Source organism: Pseudonocardia broussonetiae (assembly GCF_013155125.1).
GTDB classification, from domain to species: Bacteria; Actinomycetota; Actinomycetes; order Mycobacteriales; family Pseudonocardiaceae; genus Pseudonocardia; species Pseudonocardia broussonetiae.
This window is the reverse complement of record NZ_CP053564.1, coordinates 4,724,622-4,741,777: the sequence shown is the minus strand read 5'-3', so window position 1 is coordinate 4,741,777 and position 17,156 is coordinate 4,724,622. Positions and strand designations below refer to the sequence as shown.

The following is a 17,156-nucleotide window of genomic DNA, read 5'->3' as shown; positions in this document are numbered from 1 at the left end:
GGTCGTCCTACCACCGCGGCGGGCGGCCCGCAGGGGTCACGGACCGCCGACCAGGTAAACCGTGCCGCTGGTCACGACGATCTCCCGCCGGGGCAGTGGCGACGGGGCCGGGCCGCCCGCCACCGACCCGTCGGCGACCCGGAACCGGCTGCCGTGGCAGAAGCAGCTGATCGTCCCCGCGGCGACGGAGCGGACCGTGCAGCCGAGGTGGGTGCAGGTGGCCTCGAACGCGGCGAACTCGCCCTCGACGGGCTGGGTGACGACGACGTTCAGGGCCGCCACGACCACTCCCCCGCCGACGGGCACGGCGGCGGTCTCGACGGCGGCGACGGCGGGTGGCCCGGTCATCCCCGCAGCGTCGCACGCCCGGCCGCTTCGCGGGAGCGACCGGGCGTGCGGTGTGGCGGCGGTGGTCAGAGGACCTCGTAGGCGACGGTGCCGGCCTCGTCGACGGTGACGGTCAGGGCGGCGGTCAGGGTGGGGTCGGCGACGTTGGCCGCGCCGCAGGACATCGGCGCACCGGGCGCGTTGACCAGCACCGTCTGCCCCTCGGCGCCGCAGGCGACGACGACCTCCTCGCCGACCTCGGCGCTGAGCAGCGCGGAGGTGGTGGCGTCGACCTCGGCGACGAGCAGGGTGCGGTCGTGGGTGATCGTCAGGTTGCCCTGGTCGTCGTCCTGGCGGACGCCGTAGGTGAGCGCCTGGCCGTCGAGGGTCGCGGTGCAGGTCGTCGTGGAGCCGGCGGCAACCTCGATCGACCCGGGGCAGCGGACGTCGACCGGGGCGACGCCCACCTCCTCCTGGGTGACGCGGACGATCTCGCTCTGCACGTCGGCGGTGCTGAGCTGGCGGGGCGCGAGCAACAGCACCGCGGCGGCGGCGAGCGCGCCGAGCAGCGCGAGGACGCCGACCACGACGCCGACGATCAGGCCGGTGCGCCGGCGGGGCGGCGGTGCCGGCTGTTCCCAACCACGCGCCTGCTGGTCGTAGCGGCCGTCGGCGAACAGCGGGTCGCGGAACCCGGGCGCGGCCGGGGCCGGGCCGAGCCGGGTCGCGGCGTACGGGTCGTACTGCCCCCACGCCTGCTGCTGGGGGACCTGCGGGCCCCGGTAGGTCGGGACGACGGCGGTGGGCTCGATCATGACGCTCTCCTCGTGGGGTGTTCTGCGCTCATCACAACCCTTGTCGCCGGGAGGGCTCCCGACGACGGTGTCTGCAGGCCGCCCGGGCTCGTGCCAGCACCACCCTCCGCGGGGAGGATGGGCGGGTGCACACGCTGATACAGATCACCGACCTGCACCTGGTGCCCGAGGGATCGCTGCTCCAGGGGCGGGTCGACACGGCGGCGCCGTTCGCGCGGGCGCTGGCCGCCGTCACGGCCTCGGGGGTGCGCCCGGCGGCGCTGCTGCTCACCGGCGACCTCGCCGACGCGGGCGACGGCCCGACCTACGCCCGCCTGCGGGAGCTCGTCGCGCCGCTCGGGGTGCCGGTGGTCGCCGTCGCGGGCAACCACGACGACCGCGCGGCCCTGCGCGAGCACCTGCTGGGCGAGCCCGCCGACGACGCCCCGCTCGACCACGTGGTGCGCCTGGGCGGGCTGCGGGTCGTCGTGCTGGACACGTCGGTGCCCGGCCACGGGCACGGCGAGCTGCGCCCGGCCCAGCTCGAGTGGCTGGCCGCCGAGCTGGCCGAGCCCGTCCCCGACGGCACGGTGCTGGCCCTGCACCACCCGCCGCTGCCGACGGCGAACCGGCTGTCGCGACGCATCGAGCTGCGCGGGCGGAATGCATTGGCGCCCGTCCTCGCCGGGTCGGACGTGCGGATCGTGCTGGCCGGACACACCCACGTCGTCAGCGCGGGCGCGATCGGCGGCGTACCGGTGTGGACCGGCGGGGCGACCTCCTACGGCTCGGACGGCCTCGCCCCCGACCGCGGCGAGCGCGTGCTGATCGCGCCGACGGTGAGCCGGATCGACCTGTTCGACGACGGGGTGGTCGTCACGGCGGTGCCGGTGGACCCGGAGGTGGCGCTGGCGCTGTCGGGGGCGCAGGTCGACGCGCTGGAGGCGCGGTAGCTAGTCGGCGTCGAGCCAGGCCCGGATCGCGTCGGTGTGCTCGCCGACCGCGGGCACGGGCCCGAGCCGCGGCGGGCGCCCGGGCAGCGAGATCGGCGGGAGCAGGGTGCGGACCGGCCCGCCGGGGGTGTCGACGACAGCCCAGCGGTCGCGCGCGGCGAGCTGCGGGTGCTCCAGGACCTCGGCAACCTCGCGGCGGCGGCCGTACGCGATCCGGGCGCGCCCGAGCCGCTCGACGAGCTCCGCGCCGGTGAGCGCGCCGAGCACGGAGTCGATCTCGGTGTGCAGCGCGGGCCGGTGCGCGACGCGGCGGGCGCCGGTGTCGAAGCGGGGGTCGGTCGCGAGCTCCGGACGCTCCAGCACGCCCGCGCAGAACGCGACCCACTCGCGCTCGTTCTGGATGCCCAGGACGACCTCGACGCCGTCGCCCGCGCGGAACGTGCCGTAGGGGGCGATGGCGGCGTGGCTGGTGCCGGTGCGCGGCGGCGGCGCCCCGCTGCCCGCGGTGTACTGCAGCGGGAAGCCCATCCACTCGACCAGTGCGTCGAACAGGCTGATCTCGACGTGCGTGCCCGCGCCGGTGCGCTCGCGGTCGTAGAGCGCGGCGAGGATGCCGGAGAAGGCGTACATGCCGGCGCCGATGTCGGCCGCGGGGATCCCGGCCTTCGCGGGCTCCTCCGGACTGCCGGTAACCGACACGAGCCCGGCCTCGGACTGGATGAGCAGGTCGTAGGCCTTCGCGTCGCGGTAGGGCCCGCTCGGGCCGTAGCCGGAGATGGAGCAGGTGATCAGCCGCGGGTGGCGGGCGCGCAGGTCGTCGGCGCCGAGGCCGAGCCGCTCCGCCGCGCCGGGGGCGAAGTTCTGGACGAACACGTCGGCGCGCTCGAGCAGGCGGTGCACGGTGGCGGCGTCGGACTTGAGGTCGACGGCCATCGACTCCTTCGACCGGTTGAGCCACACGAAGTGGCTGGACTGGCCGTGGACGGTGGTGTCGTAGGCGCGCGCGAAGTCGCCCTCGCCCGGCCGCTCGATCTTGATGACGCGGGCGCCGAGCTCGGCGAGCTGGCGGGTGGCGAACGGGGCGGCCACGGCCTGCTCGCAGGAGACGACCACGATTCCGTCGAGGGGGAGCACGGGGCCAGTCTCCCCCGGCGTCCCCGGCTCCGTCGTCGACACCCCGGGACAGCGGAGGCTAGCCTCACCAACATGACGCGGGCACTGGCGACTCGGGCACTGGTGGCGGGACCCCTGCACTCCTCCGTCGAGCGCCTCGACGCGGCGATCGGGTGGCTCGCGGTCCGGGTGGGGCTGCCCGAGGAGGCGGCCGACGGGCCGGCCTGGGTCCGCTGCACCGACGTCGACGCCGCCTTCCTCGCCGGGTGGGAGGAGCGGATGGCCGGCACGGTCACCCGCACCTGCGGCCGGACCCACCCCATGACCGTCAGCGGGTTCTGCCTCGACGGCTACGCCGGACTGCCCGGGCAGGTCGGGGGCGCGCTGTTCCGGCTGGCCCGGCGGGTGCCGCGCGTCGACCGCGCGTCGCTGGCGTTCCGCTGCGACCCCGAGGAGCACCACCCCGACGGCATCGCGCTGCTCGACCCGCGCTTCTGGTGCCTGCCCGGCGACCCCGACGCCGACCACCCGGCGGCCACCGTCGTCGCCGACGAGGCGGAGCTCGCCGCGGTCCTGCGCACGCAGGTGCGGGCGCACGCCGACGAGTTCCTCGCGGGCTACCGCGGCGGCGCCCGGCTCCCCCGCCGCGGGCTGCTCGGCGCGTTCTACGACGGGCTCGACACCGGTGTCTGGTTCGGCGGCGACCCCGAGGACGTCGCGTCCGTCGCGGAGGCGGCCGCCGTGCTGCCCGGCGGCACGGTCGAGTTCGCGGCCCCGTCGTCGCTCTACCGCTTCGTCGACGTGCAGGACCGCGAGCACATCAGCAGGCGCCGGGTCGGGTGCTGCTACTACTTCAAGGTCGCCGACGACGGCCTGGCCTGCTCCACGTGCCCGCGCGTCGACGACGCGGAGCGGGTGCAGCGCTACTCGCAGCTGCCGTAGGAGCGTCCCGATCGCGTTCCGCGGAACGCGCTCCGCCTGCCACCGGGTGTTCCGCGGAACGCGCTCCGCCTGCCACCGAGTGTTCCGCGGAACGCTCGCCGCCTCCCCCAGAGTGTTCCGCGGAACGCTCGCCGCGCCGTCGCGCCGCTCAGGAGTAAGGTCGGCCTTACTTCCTTCCGGCGACGAGGAGATGCCCGTGTACGGCCGTGTCGAGCACGTCCAGCAGCTGACCCCGCACCTGGTGCGCGTGGTCCTCGGCGGTGAGGGGCTCGACGGGTTCGCCGCGGGCGACTTCACCGACCACTACGTCAAGCTCGCCTTCCCCCCGCCCGGCGCGCCGTACGAGGTGCCGTTCGACCCCGCCGAGGTCCGGGCGACGCTGCCGCGCGAGCAGTGGCCGGTCCTGCGCACCTACACCGTCCGGTCCTGGGAGGACGGGAAGCTGGCGATCGACTTCGTGGTGCACGGCGACACCGGCGTCGCGGGGCCGTGGGCGCAGGCCGCGAAGCCCGGCGACCTGCTCGTCCTGCGCGGCCCGGGCGGCGCCTTCCGGCCCGATCCCGAGGCCGACTGGCACCTGATGGCCGGCGACGAGAGCGCCGTGCCCGCGATCGCGGTGTCGCTCGCGCGCGTCCCCGAGGGGGTGCCGGTGCACGTGTTCCTGGAGGTCGACGGGCCGGCCGACGAGATGGAGCTCACCTCCCCCGGCGCGCTGTCGATCAGCTGGCTGCACCGCGACGCCGACCCCGGCGCGCCCGACCTCCTGCTGCGCGCCGTCGAGAAGCTCGAGTTCCCGGCCGGGCGGGTGTGCGCGTTCGTGCACGGCGAGGCGGTCGCCACGCGCGCGCTGCGCAAGCACCTGCTGGGCGAGCGGGCCGTGCCGCGGGCCGACCTGTCGGTGTCGGGCTACTGGCGCCGCACGTTCACCGAGGACGGCTGGCAGTCGAGCAAGGCCGACTGGAACCGCGAGGTGGAGGCCGACGTCTGAGCCCTACTCCGGGACGTCCCGACCCAGGGCGACCACCTCGGCCAGCCCGGCCCGCACACCCTCGACGAACACGTCCGGCTCCGTGACGGCCGCGTCGTCGAGCACGATCCCGACGCACGCAGTGCCGTCGTGGGCCACCATCGTCACCGTCGCGGCGCACCCGGCCAGCGGGCCGAGCGGGTAGAGCCGCGTGATGCGGGAGCCCGCGAACCACACCGGGTGCCCGATCCCGGGCACCGACGCCACCTGCACGTCGGCGCCGGCCCCGAGCGGCCCGGACGGCCCGGTCGAGAGCACCAGCTCGCGCACCGCTCGGACGCGGTCGGCCGGGTCGGCGACGGTGAGCGGCGCGCGCACCACGGCCCCGGCGAGCCGCCCGCCCGCGCCGTCCTGCGCGCCGAGCCCGACGGGCAGGCCCAGGGAGACGGTGGTCCCGCCGTCCTCCAGGGGGTCCCCGTCGATGCCGTCGATGCCGTCGACGCCGCCCCCGTCCACGTCCACCCCGCAGTGCCGGTGGTACTCGCGCAGCGCGCCGAGCACGGCGGCGAGGAACCCGTCGGTCGGCGACCCGCCCGCGGCGGCGGCACCGGCGCGCAGATCGGCGAGCGGCACCTCCAGCACCTCGACGCGACGGATCCCGCCCCGCCCGGCCAGCAGCGGCGCGCGCCGACCCGCGGAGTCGGCGGGCGGCGCCAGGACGCGGGCGGCGGAGCGGACGAGGCCGGTGACGGTGCCGACCGGGTGCGTCACGACCCCCGCGCCGAGCCGCGCCAGCGCCCCCACCGCCGACGGCGCGGCGAGCACGGGCGGCACCGGCGGCTCGGGGCGCTCCGGGTCGTGCTCGGCGGTGCGGCTGTGCAGCATGCCCATCAGCCGGACGGCGCCGACGCCGTCGGTGACGCTGTGGTGGATCTTCACCGCGTACCCGGCCGAGCCGTCCTGCAGGCCCTCCACCAGCAGCGCGGCCCACAGCGGACGGCTGCGGTCGAGCGGGGCGGCGGCGAACTGCGCGACGGCGTCGAGGAGCTGGCGGTGCGAGCCGGGGGCGGGCAGGGTCACGCGCGTGACGTGGTGCTCCAGGTCGACGTCCTCGACACCGGCCCACACCGGCGCCCCGGCCCCGAGCGCGGGCTCGGCGACGATCTGGCGCATCCGCGGCACCATCCGGGACGCCCACTCATGCGCGGCGGCGAGCCGCTCGGGGTCGGGCGCGGGGTCGAGCAGCTCCAGCAGGGTGAGCGTCGAGCGGGCGGAGCCGGTGCGCCAGACCGCGGCCGCGTCGGCGTCCATCTCCGCGGTCGTGCCCCACTCCAGCGGCACGTGCACCGGCCCCGTCGGTCCGGTCGTCACCTCGACGCTGCCGCGGGGCGCGCCGACCTCTCGCTGGTCGAGCGCGGCGAGGTAGGCGTCGCGGACCTCGGCGACGCGGGCGTCGAGCTCGTCGGTGCGCCAGTCCGCGGTGTCGACGGGCGGCAGCACGGTGACCTGCACCGTGCCCTCGCGGATCGTCGACGCGCCGCGCCACATCAGCTCGCCGGCGTTGTGGATCACGACCGGCACGATCGGCACGCCGGCCTGCATCGCGACGTGGAAGGCGCCCTTCTTGAACGGGCCGAGCGCCGGGGTGACGCTGCGCGTGCCCTCCGGCGCGATGACCAGGGAGATCCCCTCGCGCAGCCGCTCAACGGCCGGTTCGAGCGCGGCTTTCGCGGCGGTGGTGTTGCCGCGGTCGACGAACGCGACGTCGGCCAGCCGGAACGCCGCGCCGAACCCGGGGATGCTCGCCGCCTCCTTCTTGGCGACCGCGGTGAACCCGCCGCGCAGCAGCTTCGCGAGCACGATGACGTCGAGCTGGCTCTGGTGGTTGAACAGGAACACCGCGGGGCGGTGCGAGACGAGGTGCTCGGCGCCGCGCACGTCGAGGGAGACCCCGGCCAGCGCGGTGCCGAGGTCGCCGGCCAGGCCGAGGCCGAGGTCGACGGCGTCGCGGCGGCTGCCCTGGCCCAGGAGCTGGTTGACCGCGCCGAGCGCCAGGCCGGCGCCGAACCCGCCGAGCGTGCCGCCGACCGCCCCGAGCGCGCGGGCCATCTCCCGCGGCCCGCCCCGCCCGCGCGAGCGGAACCGCGCGACCGGCCAGCCCTGCTCCGCGGCCTCGCGGGCCAGGGCGTCGCCGGGGTTGAGGGCGCGGGGGCGCCCGACGGTGCGCAGGAACGGCACGTCCTCGTCGCCGTTGGAGTAGGCGTAGCTGCGGCCGAGGTCGACGCCGTGCGACGGCGCGAACTCGCGCACCGCGGCGGCCTTCCCGGCCCGCCACAGCGGCGGCCCGCCCGGCCGTCCGGTGCACAGCCCGTCGGCGAACTCGACCGGCGTGACCAGCACGTGCTCCACGCCCATCGCCCGCGCCGCCGGCTCCACCTGGAAGCGGGTGGCGCTGGAGGCGAGCACGACGGTGTGCCCGGCGCGGCGGTGCGCGGCGACCAGGCGCCAGGCCTCCGGGTAGAGCGAGCCGGCGACGCCCTGGCGCCACAGCCGCTCCCCCAGCTCCGTCAGCTCGTCCTCGCTGCGCCCCGCCCAGGCGCGCATGCCGAGGACGAAGAACCGCTCGAAGTCCTCCTCGGTCGTGAGCCCGCGCATGCCGATGAGCAGCATCCGGCCCAGGTCGACCGGCACGACGTGGCCGGAGCGGACGTGGTGCCGCGCGAAGGCGCCGAGGGAGAAGCCGTCGATCAGGGTGCCGTCGAAGTCGAAGAAGGCGCCGATCTCGGGGCCCTGCGGCCCGTCGTCGACGTCGGCGATCAGGTCGGCCTCGGTCCAGGCCGCGCGGTCAGGGTGCGACACCGACGACCTCCTGCCGCGACGCCGCGTCCAGCTCGTCGATCGTGATCACGCGTCCCACCACGGCGCGCAGTCTGCTCGCCAGGTCAGCACGGCGCAGGGCCAGCTCCTCGCGACCCGGGTCGAGGAGGTCGAGGTTGCCGGCCAGGCGCAGGGCGCTCGCGAACAGCTCGCGCGAGAGCGACTCGGGCCCGTGCAGACGGCCCTGCAGCAGCATCTGCTGCCCGACGCCGCCGCACTCGTCGAGGAACTCCTTCTCGACGATCGCGTTCCGCGGAACGCGCGCGGCGAGCCGTTCGGCCACGACGAGCTGGGCGTCGACGAACGAGCGGAGCACCCGGTGCGCCATCAGGAACGGTGCGCGAGCCAGGACCGCGCGCCCGTCCTCGGCGGTCTCCCAGCCCGGGTCGAGGCGCTCGAGCTCGGCGGTGAGTCGGGCGCGGTAGGTGTCGCGGTCGGGGAAGAAGAACTCGAACTTCAGCAGGTCGCGCAGCGCGAACGCCTCCTCCCAGCGCTCGTCGGGCGGGCTGAGCAGCACGAGCTCGGCCAGCGCGCGGTCGACGAAGTGGTGGATGGCGCTGTTGCGGTAGAACGCGGCGACGAGGTGCTGCCCGCGCTCGATGGCGTAGACCGGCTCCTCGCCGCCCGCGTACGTCGTCACCACGTTGGACGCGGCCAGCGCGGCGAGCACGCCCCGGACGCCGGCGTCGGTGTCGAGACGGTCACCGCCGGGCCGGTCACCGCCCGGCCGGACCTCCCCGTGCGGCAGGCCGCGCTCCAGGACGTAGTCGCGGACGGGGGCGAGCACGCTGCGCACCTGGCCGAGGGTCAGGGCGCGGTCGCGGACGCCGAGCAGCGCGAGCGTGACCAGCGCCGTCGCCGTGATCGGGGTGACCCGGTTGATCCCGACGGCCACCTCGAACGCCGCCTTCTGCAGGGCCAGCCGCCGGTCCGGGCTGCTCGCGAGGGCGGCGCGCAGCGAGATCGGCTCGGCGAACCGCACCTGCGCGGTGCCGATCTGGCTGAGCTGGGCCTTCGCGTAGCGCGCGAGCCAGGCGAGCCCCTCGCCCTTCTTCGCCGCGCCGGCCTGCTCGGCCGCCATCGCGGCGACCTCGCGGAGCTGGTCGTAGGTGATCGAGACGGGGACGAGGTGGACGTCGGACACGCGGTCGCGCTCGACGGCCTCCGCGACGTTGGCCAGCAGTCCGAACTTCGGCGAGCGCAGCTTGCCCGTGCGCGAGCGGCCGCCCTCCATGTACCACTCCAGGTTGAACCGCTTGGAGAGCAGGAACCCGAAGTACTCGCGCACCGCGAGCTTGTAGATCTCGTCGTCGCCGAAGCTGCGGCGGATGAACACGACCCCCGCGCGCTTGGCGACCGGCCCCACCGGCCAGAAGCGCAGGTTCTCCCCGCCCAGCACGTGGTTGCGCGGGAAGTCGTGCTCGGCGAGGACGTCGGCGAGCAGCAGCGGGTCGGCGTAGGAGCGGTGGCTGGGCAGGAACACCAGGGCGTCGTGGCGGTTGAGCTCGCGCAGCCGCTCCAGGCCCGCCGTGTCGACCTGCACGTCCCACGCCCGGGCGTGCAGCGGTCGCAGGGCGCCGGTGAGCAGGTCGACGGCCATCGGGCTCATCGACGCGACGAGGCCCTCCAGGTCGGTGCGCGCCTTCGCCGCCACCTCGGCCTCGGGCAGCTCGAGGCGCTCGGCCAGCGCGCGGACCTCCTCGCGGAACGCCGCGGTGTCCTCGATCATCTCGACGATGTGCTTGGGCACCTTGTAGCGGTCGCCGACCAGGGCGCGTTCGGCGCGTTCGAGCGCGAGCGTGGCCTGTCCCGCGACGAACCGGCCCAGGTCACCGTCGCCGGAGCCGGCGCCGCCGTGGCGAGTCCGTAGGTCGGCGACGGTGGCGGGCTCGGCGACGACGACGGGCGCCCGGTCGGGCTCGCGGCGGGCGATGCGGGCGTGCAGCCGCGAGGGCGGGCGACGGGGGTCGGTGAACGAGGCGAGGTCCGCCCAGCGGACGCGGCGCACGCCGTTGCGCTCGCGCGGCAGCCAGGCCACCCGGGCGGCGGTCACGACCGTGGCGCCGTCGGCCTCGGCCAGCGGGCGCGTCAGCGCCGGGGCGTGCAGCGGCAGCACCTGCGCCGGCTCGAGGCCGCTCTCCCGCGCCCACTGCGCGATCAGCGTCCGCTCGACCTCGCTCGTCGCCTCCACCAGCAGGATCGTCGACGCGCCGGAGCCCTCCGCCGCACCGACCGTCCCCTGCGTCGGCCCGGCCTCCGTCGCGATACCCATCCGCGCTCCTTCCGTCCTGCCTCTACCGACCGCTACCCGCGCAGATGGCTGCCTGCTCCCGGCGATCCACACCATCCTGTCTCATCCGGTGACGGCGGTCACCCGTCGGTGATCACGGTGCGCGTTCCGCGGAACGCTTCCGGCTGATGACGCGGTCGGCGCGGGTGCCGGCGCGGGGCCCGCGAGCGTGCCGGCACCGCGTTCCGCGGAACGCGACGGAACCCAACCGGTGGCGGCCGGAGCGGCGGAACTGTCGGTGGGTCGTGCCACTGTACGAACATCTGTTCGAACTCGCCTGTGGAGGACCCCCATGACCTCGTCCGTCCTGACCCCGCCCGTCGCCCCCGCTCCGGCGCTGTCCCTTCCTCAGCTCGAACAGGAACTGCTCGGCCTCGCGGGGCGCCTGGCCGCGGCGCAGTCACGGTTCCTGACGCTGCTGGCCGAGTTCGACGACCGCGCCGGCTGGGCGGGCCCGGGCCTGAAATCGTGTGCGCACTGGTTGAGCTGGCGGATCGGGATGAGCCTGCGCACCGCGCACGAGCACGTCCGGGTCGCCCACGCCCTGCGCCGGCTGCCGCTGGTGGCCGAGGCGTTCGCGGCAGGCCGGCTCTCCTACTCCAAGGTGCGGGCGATCACGCGCGTCACGGTGCCGCCGCCCGGCCCTCCGCCCGAAGCGGCTCCACCGGATGCGGATGCCGGTCCCGCCCCCGATCACCGGTCTGCGCCTTCCGGCACTGGGCAGAGCTATTCGCCGGGGAACGGCACCGCTGTCGCCGATGCCGGCGCCGATCCTTCGGACCCCCTCATCCCTGCCGCCCACGCGGTCACTCCACCGACCGGACCGCCTCCGGCGACCGCACCCGACGCCGAGCGGACCCTCCTCGCGCTCGCCCTCGCCGGCACCGCCAGCCACGTGGAGACCGTCGTCCGGGCCACCAGGCGGCAGCAGGCCGACCCGGCGAGGCAGGCGGAGCGGCGCTCGCTGGCCTGGCGGTGGGCCGACGACGGCTCGCTGGTCGTGTCCGTGCGGCTCGCCCCGGCCGAGGGGGCCGCCCTGATCGCCGCGATCGACGCGGCCGCCGGGCCCGCGCCGGCGCCGGTGCGCCACCCCGTGCCGCCCTCGCCGCCGGGTTGGCGGGAGCGGGCCGAGTCGGAGTACCCCGGCAGGGCCGTCGACCGGCTCGCCGCCCGCCGCGCCGACGCGCTCCTGTCGCTGGTCACGACCCCGGCGCTGCACGCGGACGCCGAGTCCGGTGCCGGAACGGACCGGTCGTCCGCCCGATCCGCCGTCCTGCGCGGGCGCGCTGACGTGGTCGTGCACATCGACGTCGCCGACGGCACCGCTGCCATCGTGGGCGGACCGGAGATCGCCGCGGCGACGGCGGAGCGGCTGGCCTGCGACGCCCGGGCCCAGGTGCTGCTGCGCGACACCCGCCACAACCGCCTCTACCTGGGCCGCCGGCGCCGCCTGGCCTCCCCGGCGCAGATCGCCGCGCTCACGGTGCGCGACGGGGGGCGGTGCCGCTTCGCCGGCTGCGCCCAGGACCGGCACCTGCACGCCCATCACGTCGTGCACTGGCTGCGGGCGGGCCGCACCGACCTCGACAACCTCGTCCTGCTCTGCGGGTTCCACCACACGCTCGTCCACGAGCGCGGCTTCGGCATCCGCTGGTCCGGGGAGGCCTGGGAGTCGCTGAGGCCCGACGGCACCCCCGTCCCCGCCGCAGGCGAGCCGCTGGTGGGCAACGTCGAGAGCCTCATCGAGATGCAGACCCGCGCCGAGCTCCGGATCGATCCGAGAGGCCTCACGCCGTCGTGGGGAGGCGAGCGGCTCGACCGCGACGCCGTGCTGCAGCTGCTGCTCCCCGGCGCCGGAGCCGGCGTCGGCGCCGCAGGCACGGGCGACGGGTACGGGGACGACGAGGACGACGAGGACGGCGGCGGTGATCGACGAGGTGACGACCGGCCCGAATACGACCGGCGCAGCGACGATCGGGACGTGGCATGAGGTGCGGCGGCCGCGGGCAGCCGGCTCGGCCGCGACCGGGCGGCGGGAACAGGACGGGCCGCGTTCCGCGGAACGCCGCGGCGCTCCCGACACCGGCACGACGACGGCCACCCAGCCGACCGTGCGGGGTCCGCGGGCCGTGATGCAGCAGCGGCGGCGGGCGGACAGCGGACGGTGACGGAGCACGAGCGGGGCGGCGCCGTCGGGTGATCAGCCGGGTAGGGTCGGCGCCCGTCATCGCCCCCGTGGGGCGCCGCCGGACACCCCGGAGAGCCCGTGAAGGTCGCGCACCTCGTCCCCACCCTGCACCCCGGAGGTCCGGAGACGGGCCTCGTGGACCTGGCCGCCGCGGCGCCCCAGGCCGGGCTCGAGCTGATGGTCGTCGCGCTGGCCACGACCTCGGACACCACGCAGGTGAGCGCGTTGCGGCGGCTCGGGGTCCCGGTGGCGGAGCTGGGACTCGCGCCCTACGACCCCCGGGCGGCGGGGCGGGTGGCGCGGGCGCTGCGGGAGCGCGGCGCGCAGATCGTGCACACCCACCTGCCGCAGGCCGACGTGGTGGGCGCCGCGGCGGCGATCCGGATGCGCGTGCCGGCCGTGTCGACCCTGCACCGCATCGAGAACGAGCCCGCGGACCGCCTCGACCGGCTCCGCCGCACCGCCCGGATCCTCGCGCGGCAGCGGTTCATGGCGCGCACCATCGCGATCTCCCGGACCCAGCGCGAGTGGTACCGCGGCATCGCGGGCCCCACCGGCGACATCGTGGTGCTGCCCGACGGCGTCGTCGACCCCGGCCCGGTCGACCCGGCCGAGCGCGAGCGGATCCGCACGACGCTGCAGGTCGGCGCCGGCGGGTCGTTGGCGCTCTCGGCGGCTCCGATGCGCCGCGACGCCGGCCACGAGCTGCTGCTCGACGCTGTGGAGCTGGTGCCTGCGGCCACCCCGCTGACGGTCGCCCTCGCCGGCGACGGGCCGCTGCGCCCGTGGCTGGAGTCGCGCGTCGCGGCCACCGACTCCCTGCGCGACCGCGTCCGGTTCGTGCACCGCGGCCAGGACCCGGCGACGCTGCTGGCCTCGGCCGATCTCGTGCTGCACACCAGCGCGTCGGGCGCCCTCCCCACCACACTGCTGCGGGCGATGGCTGCCGGCGTGCCCGCGGTCGCCACCCGCGTCGGCGGGGTCCCGGAGATCGTCGGCCCCGAGACGGGTGTGCTCGTGCCGCTGCAGCCCGCCCCCATCGCCGACGCGATCGTCGCGCTGGCCGCCGATCCCACCCGCCGCGAGCACCTCGGCATCGCCGCCCGCCGCCGCTACCTGGCCGAGTTCGAGGCCGTCGGCTGGGCCCAGCGCCTGCGCACGCTCTACGACGGCGTGCTCGCATGACCCCGAGCCCGACCCCCGGCCCGAGCCCGACCCCGACCCCGACCCCGAGCCCGAGAGGAGCTGCGCTCCCGCCCCACGTCACCCTGACCCGCGCCACCGCCGAGGACGTGCCGGCGATGGCCGTCGCCGACGGACGCGCCTTCGGGTTCCACTACGAAGACCAGGACGTCGCCGACCTCCGCCCGATCGTCGAGCCCGAGCGCTTCGTCCTCGCCCGCGACAGCTCGGCCCGCGACAGCTCGGCCCACAACAGCTCGACCCACGACAGCCCGGCCCACGACAGCTCGGACCAGGGCGGCATCGTCGGCATCGCCGGCTCCTTCGACTTCACCGTCACCCTGCCCGGCGGGACGCCGCTCCCGGCCGCGGGCGTCACCTGGGTCTCCGTGGCCGCCACCCATCGCCGCCGCGGCATCCTGCGGGCGATGCTCAACGACCTGCACCACGGGTACGCGGCCGCCGGCACCCCGCTGGCCGTGCTCAACGCCAGCGAAGGCGGGATCTACGGCCGCTTCGGCTACGGCGTCGCCACCACCGAGCGCGCGGTGGAGATCGACCGCCGCCGCGCGGTGTTCCGGCCCGACGTCCCGGATCCGGGCGGGGTCCGCTACGCCGGGGTCGAGGAGGCCGGACGGTGCGCGCCCGACATCCATCGCCGCTGGTGCGCCGTCCAGCCCGGCGCGGTCTCGCGCAGCGACGACTGGTGGTCCTACACCCTGCTCGACCGCCCCCACCAGCGCCGCGGCGCCTCCGCCCGCTTCCACCTCCTCCACGACGACGGGTACGCCGCGTACCGCACGGACAGGAGCACCTGCCGGGTCGTCGAGTTCTTCGCCGCCACCGAGCAGGCCCACCTCGCCCTGTGGCGCGTGCTCATCGCGCTCGACCTCGTCACCACCGTCGCCCTCGACGACCTCCCCACCGACGACCCGCTCCCCTGGCTCCTCACCGACCCCCGGGCCGTGTCCACGACCGGGATGTCGGACGCCCTGTGGGCCCGCGTCCTCGACCCCGCCGCGGTGCTGGCCGCCCGCCGCTACGCCGTCGAGACCGACGCGGTGCTCCAGGTGCACGACCCCGACGGCCTCGCCGACGGCCGGTTCCGGCTGCGCGGCGGCCCGGACGGGGCCGAGTGCACGCGCACCGACGACACCCCTGACCTGCACCTCGACGTCCCCGCCCTCGGCGCCCTCGCGTTCAGCGGAACGCGGCTGCGCACGCTGGTCCGGGCCGGACGGGCCGAGCTCCCGACCGGCGCCGGAGCAGCGACCGGAGCCGGAGCAGCGACCGGAGCCGGAGCCGGGCCCACCGACGAGAGCGTGCTCGACGCCGCCTTCCACCCCGAGCGCGAACCGACCGCCGGAACCCGGTTCTGACCCGTCCCGACGACCCGACCCGACCCCACCCACCCGGGCGACGAGACCTGCGAGAGTGGACCCGTGGACGACGACACCGGCACCCGCCCGCTCGAGGAGGGCCTGGTCTCCGACTTCGGCCGGAACCTCTCCTACGGCGCCTACCTGCACCTGCCCGAGCTGCTCTCGGCCCAGCACCCGGTCAGCCGGCCCGAGCACCACGACGAGCTGCTGTTCATCGTCCAGCACCAGACCTCCGAGCTGTGGCTCAAGCTCGTCCTGCACGAGCTGCGCGCGGTCTGCGCCCGCCTCGCCGCCGACCAGCTGCGGCCCGCGCTCAAGGGGCTCGCGCGCGTCAAGCACATCCAGCGCCAGCTCACCGACCAGTGGTCGGTGCTCGCCACCCTCACGCCCTCGGAGTACGCGGAGTTCCGCAGCTTCCTCGGCACGTCGTCGGGGTTCCAGTCCTTCCAGTACCGCGCCGTCGAGTTCGCGCTGGGCAACAAGGACGCGGCGATGCTCCAGTTCTTCGGCGACGACGACGACGCCCGCGCCCTGCTCGCCGACCAGCTCGCCCGCCCCAGCCTCTACGACGAGTTCCTGCGCCACCTCGCCCGCCACGGCCACGACGTGCCGACGGCGCTGCTGGAGCGCGACGTCACCCGGGCCCACGTCTTCACTCCCGACCTCGTGCCGGTGTTCCGCCGCGTCTATGAGCACGCCGACGAGTTCTGGGAGGCCTACGAGGCCTGCGAGGAGCTCGTCGACCTGGAGGACAACGTGCAGCAGTGGCGCTTCCGCCACCTCAAGACCGTCGAGCGCGTGATCGGGTTCAAGCGCGGCACCGGCGGCTCCAGCGGCGTCGGCTTCCTCCGCAAGGCCCTCGACCTCACGTTCTTCCCCGAGCTGTACGCCGTGCGCACGGAGATCGGCCGATGAGCCGGGACCAGGCGACAAGCCGGGAGCAGGCCGACGCGCTCGACGCCGCCGACCCCCTCGCCCCCTTCCGCGACCGCTTCCTCCCCGCCCCCGGCGTCGTCGCCTACCTCGACGGCAACTCGCTGGGCCGCCCGCCCGCCGTCACCGCCGAGCGCCTCGACGCCTTCGTCCGCGAGGAGTGGGCGGGACGGCTGATCCGGGGCTGGACCGAGCCGGAGGCCGAGGGCGGCTGGATGGGCTGGCCCGAGCGGGTCGGCGACCGCATCGCCGCCGCCGCGCTGGGCGCCGGCCCCGGGAGCACCGTGCTCGCCGACTCCACCACCGTGCTGCTCTACAAGCTCGTCCGCGCCGCCGTCGACCTCGACCCGTCCCGCCGCGAGATCGTGCTCGACACCGACAACTTTCCCACCGACCGCTACGTCGCCGAGGGCATCGCCGCCGAGCGCGGCGCCCGGCTGCGCTGGATCGAGACCGACCCCGCCGCCGGGATCACGCCGGATCAGGTCGCCGCGGCCGTCGGCCCGGACACCGCGCTGGTGCTGCTCAGCCACGTCGCCTACCGCTCGGGCTGGATCGCCGACGCCGCCGCGATCACCGCGATCGCCCACGACGCCGGCGCGCTCGTGCTGTGGGACCTCTCCCACTCGGTCGGCTCGGTCGAGCTGGAGCTCGACGCGTGGGGCGTCGACCTGGCCGTGGGCTGCACCTACAAGTACCTCAACGGCGGGCCCGGCTCCCCCGCGTTCGCCTACGTCCGCCTCGGCCTGCACGACCGGATCCGCCAGCCGGTGCAGGGCTGGATGGGTCGCCACGACCCGTTCGAGATGGGCCCGGGCTACACCCCGGCCGCCGGGATCCGCGGCATCGTCAGCGGCACGCCCCCGATCCTCGCCGCCGTGCCCCTGCTGGCCGGGCTGGAGATGCTCGAGGAGGCCGGGATCGCCGCGGTCCGGGCCAAGTCGCGCGCGCTCACGGCCTACGCGCTCGACCTCGTCGACGCCTGGCTGCCCGGGGTCGAGCTGGTCTCGCCGCGCGACCCGGAGCGCCGCGGCGGGCACCTCACGATCCGCCGCACCGGCTTCCGCGAGGTCCTCGACGCCCTGTGGGAGCGCGGCGTCATCCCGGACTACCGCGAGCCCGACGGCATCCGGATCGGCCTCGCGCCGCTGTCGACCTCCTTCCGCGAGGTGCACGACGGGCTGGCCGTGCTGCGGGAGCTCGCCTGA

At 76.0% G+C, this 17,156-nt stretch carries 13 protein-coding genes; 8 read left to right on the top strand and 5 right to left on the bottom strand.

Annotated elements, in window-relative coordinates; translation table 11 throughout:
- Positions 1-36: 36 nt before the first annotated feature.
- Together HOP40_RS23085 and HOP40_RS23080 are read right to left on the bottom strand one after the other, a co-directional pair.
- Positions 37-348 (bottom strand): Rieske (2Fe-2S) protein, encoded by a 312-nt coding sequence (locus HOP40_RS23085; protein WP_172161899.1) that lies wholly within the window; start codon positions 346-348, stop codon positions 37-39.
- Between the two features lie 65 nt (positions 349-413).
- Positions 414-1,142, bottom strand: a complete 729-nt coding sequence (locus HOP40_RS23080; RefSeq protein WP_172161897.1) for a DUF4333 domain-containing protein — start codon at positions 1,140-1,142, stop codon at positions 414-416.
- Between the two features lie 125 nt (positions 1,143-1,267).
- Between HOP40_RS23080 and HOP40_RS23075 the strand changes: the two genes are divergently transcribed.
- Entirely contained in the window at positions 1,268-2,074 is an 807-nt protein-coding gene (locus HOP40_RS23075; RefSeq protein ID WP_172161895.1) for a metallophosphoesterase, read from the top strand.
- Here HOP40_RS23075 and HOP40_RS23070 read toward each other — a convergent pair whose 3' ends face one another.
- The gene (locus HOP40_RS23070; protein ID WP_172161893.1) at positions 2,075-3,208 is read right to left on the bottom strand and encodes a CaiB/BaiF CoA transferase family protein; all 1,134 of its coding nucleotides are present in this window, start codon (positions 3,206-3,208) and stop codon (positions 2,075-2,077) included. It lies immediately after the preceding gene.
- Positions 3,209-3,280: 72 nt separating this feature from the next.
- Here HOP40_RS23070 and HOP40_RS23065 point away from each other — a divergent pair, with 72 nt between their 5' ends.
- The gene (locus tag HOP40_RS23065) at positions 3,281-4,129 is read left to right on the top strand and encodes a (2Fe-2S)-binding protein (protein WP_172161891.1); all 849 of its coding nucleotides are present in this window, start codon (positions 3,281-3,283) and stop codon (positions 4,127-4,129) included.
- A 190-nt stretch (positions 4,130-4,319) separates the two neighbouring features.
- Complete coding sequence (locus HOP40_RS23060) at positions 4,320-5,117, top strand: siderophore-interacting protein (protein ID WP_172161889.1); 798 nt, start codon at positions 4,320-4,322, stop codon at positions 5,115-5,117.
- Between the two features lie 3 nt (positions 5,118-5,120).
- Here the strand turns inward: HOP40_RS23060 and HOP40_RS23055 are convergent, their stop codons facing one another.
- Entirely contained in the window at positions 5,121-7,955 is a 2,835-nt protein-coding gene (locus tag HOP40_RS23055) for an HAD-IB family hydrolase (protein ID WP_172161887.1), read from the bottom strand.
- A complete protein-coding gene (locus tag HOP40_RS23050; RefSeq protein WP_172161885.1) occupies positions 7,942-10,245 on the bottom strand; it encodes a glycerol-3-phosphate 1-O-acyltransferase in 2,304 nt (767 codons plus the stop codon). Before HOP40_RS23050 ends, HOP40_RS23055 begins: the two co-directional genes overlap by 14 nt.
- 310 nt (positions 10,246-10,555) lie before the next feature.
- Here HOP40_RS23050 and HOP40_RS23045 point away from each other — a divergent pair, with 310 nt between their 5' ends.
- The 5 genes from HOP40_RS23045 (at position 10,556) to kynU (ending at position 17,156) form a co-directional block, all read left to right on the top strand.
- Positions 10,556-12,253 carry an HNH endonuclease signature motif containing protein gene (locus HOP40_RS23045; protein ID WP_172161883.1) on the top strand — a complete coding sequence of 566 codons (1,698 nt, stop codon included), beginning with the start codon at positions 10,556-10,558 and terminating at the stop codon, positions 12,251-12,253.
- 276 nt (positions 12,254-12,529) lie between these two features.
- Entirely contained in the window at positions 12,530-13,636 is a 1,107-nt protein-coding gene (locus HOP40_RS23040; RefSeq protein WP_172161881.1) for a glycosyltransferase, read from the top strand.
- Complete coding sequence (locus tag HOP40_RS23035; RefSeq protein ID WP_172161879.1) at positions 13,633-15,012, top strand: GNAT family N-acetyltransferase; 1,380 nt, start codon at positions 13,633-13,635, stop codon at positions 15,010-15,012. Before HOP40_RS23040 ends, HOP40_RS23035 begins: the two co-directional genes overlap by 4 nt.
- Before the next feature lie 63 nt (positions 15,013-15,075).
- Complete coding sequence (locus tag HOP40_RS23030) at positions 15,076-15,930, top strand: tryptophan 2,3-dioxygenase (RefSeq protein ID WP_172161877.1); 855 nt, start codon at positions 15,076-15,078, stop codon at positions 15,928-15,930.
- The gene (kynU, locus tag HOP40_RS23025; RefSeq protein ID WP_172161875.1) at positions 15,927-17,156 is read left to right on the top strand and encodes a kynureninase; all 1,230 of its coding nucleotides are present in this window, start codon (positions 15,927-15,929) and stop codon (positions 17,154-17,156) included. Before HOP40_RS23030 ends, kynU begins: the two co-directional genes overlap by 4 nt.